Origin of the sequence: Pelomonas sp. Root1217 (assembly GCF_001425705.1) — a bacterium.
GTDB lineage: Bacteria > Pseudomonadota > Gammaproteobacteria > Burkholderiales > Burkholderiaceae_C > Pelomonas.
In genome coordinates this window covers 603,706-615,795 of the sequence record NZ_LMDC01000012.1, presented here as the reverse complement: position 1 = coordinate 615,795, position 12,090 = coordinate 603,706, and the positions used below count along the sequence as shown (strand labels likewise).

Annotated in this window: 12 protein-coding genes; 5 read left to right on the top strand and 7 right to left on the bottom strand. The window is 68.4% G+C overall.

All coding sequences use genetic code 11. The features are described 5' to 3' along the window. Positions 1 to 9 precede the first annotated feature (9 nt). A complete protein-coding gene (locus ASC95_RS11795) occupies positions 10 to 657 on the bottom strand; it encodes a glutathione S-transferase family protein (RefSeq protein ID WP_057297884.1) in 648 nt (215 codons plus the stop codon). Beyond that, positions 654 to 893, bottom strand: coding sequence for a hypothetical protein (locus ASC95_RS11790; RefSeq protein ID WP_057297883.1), 240 nt, complete (start codon positions 891 to 893; stop codon positions 654 to 656). Before ASC95_RS11790 ends, ASC95_RS11795 begins: the two co-directional genes overlap by 4 nt. A 24-nt stretch (positions 894 to 917) precedes the next feature. On the opposite strand from ASC95_RS11790, the gene ASC95_RS11785 reads away from it, so the two are divergent. Then, a complete protein-coding gene (locus ASC95_RS11785) occupies positions 918 to 1,199 on the top strand; it encodes a DUF427 domain-containing protein (protein ID WP_057297882.1) in 282 nt (93 codons plus the stop codon). Here the strand turns inward: ASC95_RS11785 and ASC95_RS11780 are convergent. The 3 genes from ASC95_RS11780 to apaG form a co-directional block, all read right to left on the bottom strand. Further along, entirely contained in the window at positions 1,183 to 2,184 is a 1,002-nt protein-coding gene (locus tag ASC95_RS11780) for a murein transglycosylase A (protein ID WP_235537901.1), read from the bottom strand. The genes ASC95_RS11785 and ASC95_RS11780 overlap by 17 nt on opposite strands. A gap of 195 nt (positions 2,185 to 2,379) precedes the next feature. Continuing rightward, on the bottom strand, positions 2,380 to 4,347 hold the full coding sequence (locus tag ASC95_RS11775) for a site-specific recombinase (protein ID WP_057297880.1): 1,968 nt from the start codon (positions 4,345 to 4,347) through the stop codon (positions 2,380 to 2,382). Continuing rightward, positions 4,344 to 4,718 (bottom strand): Co2+/Mg2+ efflux protein ApaG, encoded by a 375-nt coding sequence (gene apaG, locus ASC95_RS11770; protein WP_057297879.1) that lies wholly within the window; start codon positions 4,716 to 4,718, stop codon positions 4,344 to 4,346. The genes ASC95_RS11775 and apaG overlap by 4 nt, the downstream gene beginning before the upstream one ends. Before the next feature lie 61 nt (positions 4,719 to 4,779). On the opposite strand from apaG, the gene ASC95_RS11765 reads away from it, so the two are divergent. The 4 genes from ASC95_RS11765 (at position 4,780) to ASC95_RS11750 (ending at position 7,800) form a co-directional block, all read left to right on the top strand. Next, positions 4,780 to 5,526, top strand: a complete 747-nt coding sequence (locus ASC95_RS11765) for an ABC transporter substrate-binding protein (RefSeq protein ID WP_057297878.1) — start codon at positions 4,780 to 4,782, stop codon at positions 5,524 to 5,526. Positions 5,527 to 5,820: 294 nt separating this feature from the next. Next, complete coding sequence (locus ASC95_RS11760) at positions 5,821 to 6,441, top strand: DNA-3-methyladenine glycosylase I (RefSeq protein WP_057297877.1); 621 nt, start codon at positions 5,821 to 5,823, stop codon at positions 6,439 to 6,441. 34 nt (positions 6,442 to 6,475) lie between these two features. Beyond that, the gene (gene rpe, locus ASC95_RS11755) at positions 6,476 to 7,180 is read left to right on the top strand and encodes a ribulose-phosphate 3-epimerase (RefSeq protein ID WP_057297876.1); all 705 of its coding nucleotides are present in this window, start codon (positions 6,476 to 6,478) and stop codon (positions 7,178 to 7,180) included. A 146-nt stretch (positions 7,181 to 7,326) separates the two neighbouring features. Next, complete coding sequence (locus ASC95_RS11750; protein WP_057297875.1) at positions 7,327 to 7,800, top strand: low molecular weight protein-tyrosine-phosphatase; 474 nt, start codon at positions 7,327 to 7,329, stop codon at positions 7,798 to 7,800. On the opposite strand, the gene ASC95_RS11745 is transcribed toward ASC95_RS11750, so the two are convergent. Together ASC95_RS11745 and ASC95_RS11740 are read right to left on the bottom strand one after the other, a co-directional pair. Then, positions 7,801 to 10,896: an efflux RND transporter permease subunit gene (locus ASC95_RS11745; protein WP_057297874.1), complete on the bottom strand. Its 3,096-nt coding sequence runs from the start codon at positions 10,894 to 10,896 to the stop codon at positions 7,801 to 7,803. Continuing rightward, entirely contained in the window at positions 10,893 to 12,086 is a 1,194-nt protein-coding gene (locus ASC95_RS11740; RefSeq protein WP_057297873.1) for an efflux RND transporter periplasmic adaptor subunit, read from the bottom strand. The genes ASC95_RS11745 and ASC95_RS11740 overlap by 4 nt, the downstream gene beginning before the upstream one ends. Between the last annotated feature and the right edge of the window lie 4 nt (positions 12,087 to 12,090).

Sequence of the window (12,090 nt, the reverse complement as noted above, 5' to 3'; positions counted from 1 at the left end):
GCTTGCTCCTCAATCTTCCGGAAAACGTTCACGCCACAGCGCCGCCAACCGTGGCTCCTCGTCGACGCGCCGCACGGCTGTCGTCATGCCCGGCGCAGACTCATAGAAGCGCTCGCGCCAAGGCCCGAAGCGCGAAATGACGGCGACGTAGAGATCGAGCGCAGTCAGCTCATCACCCAGCAGATAACGCCCCGGCGTCAGCTGGCGATCCATGTTGGACCAGCAGAACGCGATGCGCTCATGCACCGCATTAACTACGGCATCTCGCGCGCTGTCTGGCGCACCGATGCGCTTCACGTCCGGCTTGATCCAGTGCAGCGAGTAGATGGCCGATGACACATAAAGCATCCAGCGCAGGAACTGCCGCCGCCGCGGGTCGTTGGGTGCCGGCGCCAGCCGCGCCTCAGGATGCAGGTCGGCCAGATAGATCAGGATGGCCGCGCTTTCGGTCATGACCTCGCCGCCCTCCAGCACCAGCGTCGGGATCTGGCGCATGGGATTCGTCGGCGCGACGCGATCACGCGCAGCAGCCTCGGCCCAGGTGGCGCCTTCGATCAGTTGGTAAGGCAGGCCCAGCAGCGTCAGCGCGGCTTCGACAGCCACAGACCCCGAGGCAGCAGCCCCATAGAGGGTGAGCGGGGCAGCGGGAGAGTTCATGGTGCGGTCATCATCCCGATCAACTCCTTCACAAACGCCAGCGCCTCCTCCCACGTCTCGAAGTGCATCTCGTTGTTGAGTTCGTCGACGTCCCCGTCGGGGCCCTTGTGCACCACCGACCAGCCGCCCGCACCGCCATCAATGGCGAGCACGCCGAACTGGCCGGGGTCGAGATCCCGGGCGCTGCCGCCGGTGATGACGATGTCGCGGCCGAGGTGGGAGTGGTAGCGTCGCATCAACCCATTTTCACGGAGCCAGAGATGAAAGCAGTGTGGAACGGCGCGACCATCGCCGAGAGCGACGACACGGTGGTCGTCGAAGGCAACCACTATTTCCCGGCCGAATCGCTGAAGAAGGAATACACGACCTTCTCCAACCACCGCAGCGGCTGCCCCTGGAAGGGCCAGGCGCAGTACCTGAGCCTGTTCGTCAACGGCGAGATGAACCCGGATGCGGTCTGGTACTACGCCGACCCGCTGCCCGCCGCAGCCGAGATCAAGGGCCGCTACGCCTTCTGGAAAGGCGTCAAGGTCTCGGAGTAATCCCGTCGGGCCACAGCGCCCACAGCCGCAGCGCCTGCTTGGTGCGACTGGCCTGCAGTGCAGCGTCCTCGCCCCAGCCCCAGAACAGGTCCGCGCGCACGGCGCCCTGGATGGCGCTGCCCGCATCCTGAGCCAGCACAAGGCGGCGCAGTGGGGTCGTCGATAGCGGCGCGGTGCTGTCCAGCCACAGCGGCGTGCCCAGTGCGATGTAGCTGCGGTCGATGGCGACGGAACGGCCTGGTGTCAGCGGCACGCCCTGGGCACCGCGGGGGCCCAGGCTCGCATCGGGCAGGGCCTCCTCGCGGAAGTAGACGACGCGCGGGTTGACGGCCAAGGCGTCGTGCACCTTGGCCGGGTTGCGGCGCGCCCAGTCGCTCAAGGTGCGCGGCGTCGCGTCGCTCACTTCGCCGCGGTCCAGCAAGGCCCGCGCGACCGACTGGAAGGGCTGGTCGTTGTGGCCCGCATAGGCGACGCGGCTGATGCGCTCGGCGCCCGCCGCATCGCGCATGACCAGGCGGCCCGAGCCCTGGATCTGCAGTTGCAGCAGCGCAAACGGATCATCGACATAGGCCAGTTCCAGCGCGGCGAAGCGCGGGTTGGCGTCGATGTCGCGGCGCGGGGTGCGGCGCAGCGCGGCATCGGCGGGCAGGGCATGCAGCGGCCACTGGAAGGCACCCTGGCGCGTGCGGCTGGCTGCGAGCTGGGGCTCGAAATAGCCGGTCAGCAGGCCCGTCGCCTCGCCGCCATCGGCCTGCAGCCGCCAGGGGCGCAGATGTTTCATCAGGAAGAGCGCGGCCTCCAGCGGGTCGGCAGGCGCCTGCAGCGCGGCGCGGGCGCAGAACTCGGCCCAGCCCGGCGCGGGGCGCTGGCAGCTGGCCAGCAGGGCCGGCCAGGCAGCCAGCAGGTCATCACTCCCCCAACCCGGCAGTTCCTTCCAGTCGGCGGTGGTCCAGCGCGGCGCGGCCTTGAGTGCCGTCGGTGTCACGGGTGCCGGGGTCGGCGGCTGCAGGGGCGGCGACGAGCAGGCGGCCAGGCTTCCTAGAATCGCCGCCAGCCCTCCACGCGCCCACCACCCCATGCTGCTCCTCGCCCTCGAAGCCCTTGGCGCGCTCGCGATCTTTGTCTTCATCATCTGGTGGACCATGTTCTCGGGCCGCAAGAAGGGCGAGCGGCGCGAGGACTAACTCCTCGCGATCAGGAAGCTCAAGGGCTGGCGCCGCAGCCGCGCGCGGATGGCGGCATAGACGCGCTTGCGGTCGGCCAGGCGCACGCCGCGTGAGCGCATCGCCACCTTGAAGGCGCAGAAGAAGCTGACGCCGACATTGAGCATGCCGATGCCGGCGATGCACAGCACGCAGGACCAGAAGGCCCAGGTCGTCATGACGCCGACACCCAGCGCACCTACGGCGGCGGCGAGCTGACCGGTGGACAGCGTCACATGGCGCACCTCCAGGCCCAGGCCGACGAAGCCGAACAGCGCCGGCGCCAGACCCAGCATCAGGCCCAGGCTGATGTTGGCCGTCAGGCCGGAAATGTTGGCCCGCCACCAATGCGACCAGCGCTGCGCGCGCGTCTGGCCCAGCGTCGCGATGATGCGCGGGTTCCAGGCGATGGCGCTGTCCAGGCGGTGGAAGACGAACCAGTTCTCCACCCAGCCGGCGATCATGCTGGACGCGAACAGCAGCGTGCCGGTGAAGGTGGCGAACAGCAGCGAGGGGCCGAACAGGCTCAGCGAATGCAGCACGTATTCGGCGTCGCGCACGCCCACCAGCGGCGCGCCGAAGGCCAGCCAGCACAGGCCCTGCACCGCCAGCACCAGCGGCGCCACGACGACGAGGTTGCCAATGATGCCGGCCACCTGCGAGCGCACCAGGTGGGTCACCTCGTCGACGAAGGCGACGATGGCGTCGTCGCGGTCGATGTGCAGCAACTTGTCCGCCATGGCGGGCGCCGTCATCGCCGGCTGCTTGGTCGCCACCGTCCAGTGCAGCAGGTGGATAAGGACGAAGCAGGCCGCGTAGTTCACGCCCGCCCAGAAGCCGCCCCAGAAGGCTGTGAAGCCGAGCAGGGCGATGCCGAACTTCAGGAAGGTGGTGCCGGCCAGCACCGCGCCGCCACCGGCCGCGCGACGCAGCATGTCGCGGTATTCCTCGCGGTTGCGGGTGATGTAGTGCTCGCCCGTCTCGGCGCTGCGCTCGGCCACCTTGCGCGCCATCAGCGAGTAGTGGCGCGCGAACAGCGTGCGCAGGCTGCGCCGCTCGTGCACGACGCGCACCAGGCCCGACACCAGGCGCAACAGCTCGCGCTGGGGTTCGTGGGACAGCAGGCAGGCCAGCAGCGCATCGATGCGGTCCAGCCGCGCGGTGAGCTGCTCGACGGAGAACATCAGGTCCACCGACACGCCATGCGCTTCCAGGTGCTCGGGCACCGTCAGCGCGGCGGCACGGCAGCGGTCGAGCAGCGCATGCAGGTATTGCATGGCCGAGGCCAGTGCGATCCCATCGTCATTGGCGCCAGCCAGCGCGCGCTCGACGGCCGCCCAGGCGGCAGGCAGTTGGTGGAAAGGCTTGTCCTGCACCAGCTCCGCATCCATACGCACCCGCAGCGGACCGGCCAGGCCGGCGGCATGCACGCTGCTGACCAGCACCGTGATCGCGGCGTTGGCCTCGACGCGCCAGCCGTCGTCGGGCGTGGCGGCAAACAGCAGGCCCAACCGCACCAGCAGCTCATCGTCGATGGCGGCGATCCAGTCCTCGTCGGCCTCGTCAGGGAAGAGCAGCTCGAACAGTGCCGCGAGGTCGCGCGTGTCGGTCGTGGCCGGCAACAGGCGGCGGCGCAGCCGGCCGAGGAACTCATGCCACAGCGCCATGCGCGGTGCAAAGCCCACCTCGGCAAACAATGCCACCGCGTCGACATCATTCCAGACCCCGCCGATGACATTGGCGAAGGCCCAGGCGTGCTCGGGGTGGCGCTCCAGCACGTTGAGCAGGTGCTTGAGGCGCACGATGGGCAGCGGCGTGCCCAACGAGGCCTCTTCACGCGGCGCGTGCCGCAGCCATTCCAGCAGGCGCACCAGCCACAGATTGCGCTCGGCGAGTACGGCCTGCGGGTCGGCCGCGTTCAGGAGGGCGGTGAGGTCCCAGGTCAATGGAGGGATGCACTGTCGGCGAGCAGGAACTCGTCGACCTCGGTATGGAAAACCTCGCAGCCCTCGGTCACGCACAGGAAGCGCCCGCGCATGGTGCCCTGAGGGGTGCCGATCTGCGCCCACGAGCTGTACTGGAAGCTCTGGCCCGGCGCCAGCACCGGCTGGTGGCCGACGACGGCCAGGCCGTCGACGACCTGCATCTGGCCACGCGCGTCGGTGATCTCCCAGTGCCGGCCGATAAGCTGGGACAGCACGTCGCCGGTGTTCTCGATCGTGATCGTGTAGCTGAAGGCGTACAGACCTTGCTCGAGATGGGTCTGCTCGGGCAGGGACTGCACAGTGACGCTGCAACTGAAACGGGGGTGGGCCATCAGGGGATTTTCGGTGTCGAAGGCTATGCTGCCGCATGTTTTTCGGGATACGTGATCCTAAGTGCTGCGCTGGCCCTGGTTGTTGAGTGCGTTGCTGAGCCTGGCGGCGCCGGCCCAGGAGCTGACGCTGCGCACAGTCCAGCAGGCCAGCTCGACAGTGAAATACGACCCCGACGGCGGCCCGCTCAAGCCGGGGCTGTGCCTGGAAATCCTGCGCGCCGTCGAGCGGCAGGACCCGGGCCTGCACTTCACGGGCCTGGACCAGCTGGTGCCGCTCAAGCGCGTGGAACGCTCGTTGGCCGAGGGGCTCGTCGATGCCTTCTTCTGCCTGCTGAAGTCGCCCGAGCGCGAGAAACAGTGGCGTTATGCGCCGGTGGCGCTGTATACCGTCCGCCACGTGGTCGTGCAGCGCGCCGACGACCCGCGCAACCCCGATTCCCTGGCCCAGTTGGCTGCCTTGAGCCGCCGCAAGCCGGTGCTGGTCATGCGCGGCACGGCGCTGGCGCGCCGACTGGTGTCGGCCAATGTGGCCGTCGCCGAGGTGGGCTCCGAGCGCGAGGCCCTGCAGATGCTGGTCATGGGCCGCGCCGACGCCATCTACGGCCAGGACATCAACCTGCGGCGCCATGTGGCGCAGAGCAAGCTGGGCGACAAGCTCAAGTTCGGCCGCACCGCCTTCCAGGAGGAGCCGCAGTTCCTTGCGCTGCGTGCCGACCTGCCCGCCGCCCACGAGGAACGCCTGACCCAGGCGCTGCGCAAGCTGGAGAAGGACGGCACGCTGCGCCAACTTGCTGACAAATACCGTTAGCCCCTCGCCCAGTCCCGCCCCGCTGAACGCGGGCGCGCCTGGTCGGTCTAGCAGACCGCGCAGCCGACAGAGCGGCTGCCCTTCGGCAGGCACGGCAAGTCCAAAGGACTTTCCGTGTCCGGCCTCAGCCCCCGAGGGGACGGCGATGCTTGCGGCATTGAACCGCAAGCACATCGCCAGCGCGGGCCGGCTAGGGAGCGGCCCGGCGCTCGGCCCGCAAAATGCGAGTGTGCAGCTGACACGTCAGTGCTCGTGTGAGTCGACACTCGGCACTTCGCAAGGAGCAGCTTCCCGATGCCGACCCGCCCCCTCTACCTGCCCCCCGACGGCCGCCCGCGCTGCGCCTGGTGCGCCGCCGCGCCCGGCGACGATTTCTACCTGCGCTATCACGACGAGGAATGGGGCCAGCCCGTTGCCGACGACTTCCGCCTGTTCGAGAAGCTGTGCCTGGAGGGCTTCCAGAGCGGCCTGTCGTGGCGGACCATCCTGAACAAGCGCGAGGCGTTTCGTGCGGCCTTTGCGGGCTTTGACTACAACCTGGTGGCGCGCTTCGGCGAGCGGGACGTGAACCGCCTGCTGCTGGACGCCGGCATCGTGCGCCACCGCGGCAAGATCGAGGCGGCCATCCACAACGCCGCGCGCTGCGTGGAGCTGGTGGCTGCTGAGGGCTCTCTGGCCGCCTATCTGTGGCGTTTCGAGCCGCCCCAGAACTCCGTGGCCCACAACCTGGCCACGTCGGCGCCTTCCGAGGCCCTCTCCAAGGACCTGAAGAAGCGCGGCTGGAAATTCGTCGGCCCGACGACCATGCACGCGCTGATCCAGGCCATGGGGCTGATCAACGACCACCAGCCCGGCTGCCACCACTGGAAGGAAGCGCAGCAGGCGCGCGACAGCTTCAAGCGGCCGGGCCGCTGACGGCGCGCGAGCGGGCTGCCTAGAATCGCCCGCTATGCCCGCCGCACCGCAATACCGCATCGCCCCCAGCCTGCTGTCCGCCGACTTTGCCCGCCTGGGCGAGGAAGTGAAGGCCGTGCTCGCCGCCGGTGCCGACTGGATCCACTTCGACGTGATGGACAACCATTACGTGCCCAACCTGACCTTCGGACCGATGGTCTGCGAGGCGCTGCGCAAGCACGCCGTGAAGCCCGACGGCACGCCGGCCGTCATCGACGTGCACCTGATGGTGCAGCCGGTCGACAGCCTGGCCCAGGCCTTCTGCCGCGCCGGTGCCGATGTGGTCACCTTCCACCCCGAAGCCAGCGCCCATGTGGACCGCACGCTGCAGCTCATCAAGGCCGAGGGCAGGCAGGCCGGACTGGTGTTCAACCCGGGCACGCCGCTGGATGTGCTGGAGTGGGTCATCGACAAGGTCGACGTGGTCCTGCTGATGAGCGTGAACCCGGGCTTTGGCGGTCAGAGCTTCATCCCGACGGCGCTGCAGAAGCTGAAGAAGGCGCGCGAGATCATCAAGGCCCATCATCTCGAGACAGGCCGCGACATCCGCCTGGAGATCGACGGCGGCGTCAAGGTCGACAACATCCGCGATATCGCCGCGGCGGGCGCCGACACCTTCGTCGCCGGCTCAGCCATCTTCGGCAAGCCCGACTACAAGGCCGTCATCGACGCGATGCGTGCCGAACTGGCAAAGGTCTGATGTGAAATCCGAATACGACCACAGAGACACAGAGGCACAGAGCACGCAAAGAGAAGACCTGTCTCGGTGCCTCTGTGCCTCTGTGGTTGCATTTTTCTCCCCGCTTCAGAAGCTGCGGGCGGCGTGCAGCAACATGGACAGCTGACATGGCCGCCATCCTGCTCATCTGCACCGCCAACATCTGCCGCTCGCCAATGGCCGAGGCCATCTTCAAGGCCAAGCTCGGCGAGATGTTCAAGACCATCGCCTCCGCTGGCGTGCATGCCGACCCACGTGGCGGCCCGGTGGACGCGCGTGCCGCGGCGGCCCTCGGCCGGCACAACTACAGCCTCGACCGCAAATGGCGCTCGCGCCGTGTCGAGCCCGAGCAGCTCGGCCAATACGACCTTGTGCTGGCGATGGAGGCCGAGCATGTGGACGCGCTGCGCAAGAAGGCGGCGCCCGAGCATCACGCCAGGATCCTGCTGCTGACCGACTTCGTGCCCGAGCTGGCCGGCCAGGACATTCCCGACCCCTACTTCGGCCCGGTCGCCGGTTTCGATGCCGTCATCGGCATGCTGGAGCGCGCGGCCGGCAGCCTGCAGATGGCGGCCCGCGAAGGCCGCCTCAAGTTCGCCTGATCAAACCGCCTTGCTGGCGAACTCGGCGACTTCGCGCACGTCAGGGCCCTTGCCGCTGAAGCGGTCCAGCGCCAGGTAGATGACCGGCGTGACGTAGAGCGTCACGGCCTGCGACAGGATCAGCCCGCCCACCACGGCCAGGCCCAGCGGCTGGCGCAGCTCGGCGCCGGCACCCAGGCCCAGCGCGATGGGCAGCGCGCCCATCAGCGCGGCCAGCGTCGTCATCATGATGGGGCGAAAGCGCAGGATCGCGGCTTGGCGGATCGCCTCGGCCGGCTTGAGCCCCTGACTGCGCTGCACGTCCAGCGCGAAGTCGATCATCATGATGGCGTTCTTCTTGACGATGCCGATCAGCATGACGATGCCGATGGTGGCGATGATGGTCAGCTCCATGCCGAAGAGCTGCAGCGTGATCAGCGCCCCCACCGCCGCGGACGGCAGGCCGGCCAGGATGGTGATGGGGTGGATGTAGCTCTCGTAGAGCACGCCCAGCAGCACGTAGATGACCGCCAGCGCCAGGCCGATCAGCAGCAGCTGGCCGCCTTGCGAGTCGCGGAACACCGCCGCGTCGCCGCCATAGCTGGTGATGACGCTGGCCGGCAGGTGGATCTCGCGGGTATAGCCTTCCAGTGCACCGGTCGCGTCGCCCAGCGGCACGCCGGGGGCGAGGTTGAAGCTGATCGTGATGGCCTGCAGCTGGCCCTGGTGGTTGACGGCCGTGGGGCCGAGCCCGCGCTGCACGGTGGCAAAGGCGCTCAGCGGCACCTGCACGCCGCCGCGGCCGCGCAGGTAGATCTTGTCGAAGGCCTCCTCGCTGGCGCGGTCGGGGTCGCTGGCCTCCATGATGACCTGGTAGGTGTTGCTCTCGGCATAGATGCTGGACACCTGGCGCTCGCCGAAGGCGTCGTAGAGCGCGTTGCGCAGGTCGCCCATCTGAACGCCCAGCACGGACGCGCGCTCGCGGTCGATGATGAGGTTGGCCTGCAGGCCGCGCAGCTGAGAGTCGCTGGTCACGTCGCGGAAGCGCTTGTCCTCGCGCAACCGGTCCTGCAATTTGACGGACCAGGAGTTCAGTTCGCCCGACGACACCGACTGCAGCGTGTACTGGTAGCGGCTCTTGCTCGGGCGCCCGCCCAGCTGCAGGTTCTGCACCGGGCTGAGGTAGACGGCAATGCCGGGCACGGCGCGCAGCTTCTTGCGCAGGCCCTCCAGCACCTGCGTCATGGCGGGGCGGTCCTTGCGGGGCTTGAGGTTGATGAACAGGCGGCCCGAGTTGCTCGCATTGCCGCCGCCGCCGATGCCGGCCGACACGCTGGCCACGGCCGGGTCGGCCTGCACGATGGCGGCGACCTTCTCCTGCAGCGCCGTCATCGCGCCGAAGGAGATGTCTTCCGCCGCCTCCGTGTTGCCGCGGATCTGGCCGATGTCTTCCTCGGGGAAGAAGCCCTTGGGAATGGCGATGTAGAAGCCGATGGTGGCTGCGAAGCTGATGACGGCGAGACCGATGACCCACCAGCGGTGGCGCAGCGCGAGGTCCAGCGTGCGCGTGTAGCCGCCCAGCACCCCGTTGAAGCCGCGTTCGAAATGGCGGCCCAGCCAGCCCTCTTCGTGGGCCTCGTGATGCTTGAGCAGCCGGCTGCACAGCATGGGCACGAGGGTCAGCGACACGACGGCCGAGACCAGGATGGACAGCGACACGACGACGGCGAACTCGTGGAAGAGCAGGCCGATGACGCCCGGCATGAAGAAGATCGGGATCAGCACCGCCACCAGCGAGATCGAGATCGACATGATGGTGAAGGCCATCTCGCGCGCACCGCGGATGGCCGCCTCGAAGGGCGCCATGCCGTCCTCGATGTGGCGCACGATGTTCTCGAGCATGACGATGGCGTCGTCTACCACCAGGCCCACGGCCAGCGTGATGCCCAGCAGCGAGATGTTGTCCAGCGAATAGCCGAGCGCGAACAAGAGGGTGAGCGCGCCGATCAGCGAGATCGGCAGCGACAGCGTCGGGATCAGCGTCGCGACGGCGCGGCGCAGGAACATGAAGATGACCATCACGACCAGCACGACCGTCAGCGCCAGCGTGAAGTAGACGTCGTGCAGCGACTCGCGGATGGACACCGAGCGGTCGTTGAGCGTGTCCATCTGGATGGAGGCCGGCATCTGAGCCGCAAACCGCGGCAGCATGGCCTTGACCTTGTCCACCACCTGCACCGTGTTGGCGTCGGGCTGGCGCTGGATGGCCAGCACGATGGAGCGCTCGCCCTGGAAGCTGCCGAAGCTCTTCACGGTCTCGAAGCTGTCCTGCACGTCGGCCACGTCGCGCAGATAGACCGGCGCGCCGTTGCGCGACGCGACCACCACGGCGCCGAACTCGCTGGCGTTCTTCAGCTGCTTGTTGGCCTGGATGGTCAGCGTCTGGCGCGCGCCATCCAGCACACCCACCGGCGTGTTGGCATTGGCGCCGCGGATGGCGGCCTGCAGCTCCTCCAGCGTGATGTTGCGCTGGTTCAGCAGCTCGTTCCTGACCTTGATCCGCACCGCGAAGCGCTTCTGGCCGAAGATGGACACCTGGGCCACGCCGTCGATGGTGGACAGTCCCGGCGACAGCAGGTTCTCCGCGTAGTCGTTCAGTTCGGACAGGTTGATGGACGGCGAGGTCAGCGCCACGAGCAGCACCGGCGCGTCGGCCGGGTTGACCTTGCGGTAGCTCGGCGGCGTCGTCATTTCGGCCGGCAGCGCGCGCAGCGAGCGGAATAGCGCGGCCTGCACGTCCACGGCGGCGGCGTCGATATTGCGCGCCGAATCGAACTCCAGCGTCAGCGAGGTATTACCCAGCGTGTTGACCGACGAGATCGTCTGCAGGCCGGCAATGGTCGAGAACTGCTTCTCCAGCGGCAGGGCTACGGACGAAGCCATGGTGTCCGGCGAGGCGCCGGGCAGCACGGCCTGCACGTTGATGATGGGCGTGTTGTAGGACGGCAGCGCGGCAACGGGGATGCGGCTCCAGGCCGCCAGCCCACCGATGACCAGCGAGATGTTCAGCAGGACGGTCATCACCGGTCTGCGGATGAAAAGCTCCGTCAACTTCATGCGGCAGCTCCGGAAGCAGCCACGTCCGCCGGTTTCACCACGGGCGCCTGGACTTTCAACAGCGTGCCGGGCCGCAGGTTCTGCTTGCCGTCCACGACAACCTGCTGACCCACCGTCAGGCCCTCGACGACGACCTGCTCGCCCATGCCGGTGCGCACCTGCACCGGTACCAGCTTGGCTGTGTTGTCGGGTGCTACGACATAGACGAAGCGCTCGTTGCCTCGCATGATGACGGCCACCTGCGGGATGACGGTGGCGCCCTTGAGGGTGCGCAGCGTCACACGCACGCGCAGGTACTGGCCCGGCCACAGCGCCTGGGCCTTGTTGTCGAACTCGGCCTTGACCTTGATGGTGCCGGTCGTCGTGTCGACGAAGTTGTCGACGACGGTGACATGGCCCTTTGCGGCCGAAGCGCCGCGCGCCGCGCCGGGGGGTGGCAGCGCCTCGACGTCCAGCCGGCCATTGCGAGTGGCCTCCATCAGCGAGCCCAGCTGCGTCTCGGGCAGGTTGAAGGCGATGCTGATCGGGTCCAGCTGGGCGATGTTGACCAGGGGGGCGGCCGTGGCGCTGGGCTGCACCAGGCTGCCCGCAAAGACGCTGACGATGCCGACGCGGCCGCTGATGGGCGCGCGCAGCTCGTTGTAGCCCGTCGTGACCTGGGCCGCCTGCACCGCAGCCTCGTCGCTCCTGACCAGGCCGATGCCGGCGTCGAGATTGGCCTGGGCCGTGTCGGCGGCGCTTTGGGCGATGAAGTTCTGCGCCACCAGCTCGCGGGCGCGCTTGAGCTGGCGCTCCAGGTCGGCCAGCGCGGCGCGGTCGCGGGCGAGCTGAGCGCGAGCCTTTTCCAGGCCGGCGCGGTCGGCGCGGTCGTCGAAGCGGAACAGCAGATCGCCCTTTCTGACGTTCTGGCCGTCCTTGACCAGGACCTGGGCCACCGTGGAGGTCGTCTGCGCACGCAGGTCCACGCTTTGCAGCGCCGTGACGGTGCCGCTGGCCTCGACGGTGATGGGCACGTCGGCCTGCTGCACCTTGACGACCCCCACCGTCTGCGCCGGCGCACTCGCGGCACGACCAGGCGAAGCAGCTTGCGCACCGCCCCCTTCCGCATCCGCCTTGCGCCCACAGCCCGCCAGGGCGGCCGCGACGGCCAGGAGCAGGCCACAAAGGTTCAGGGAGGAGGTCGCGCGCATGAGG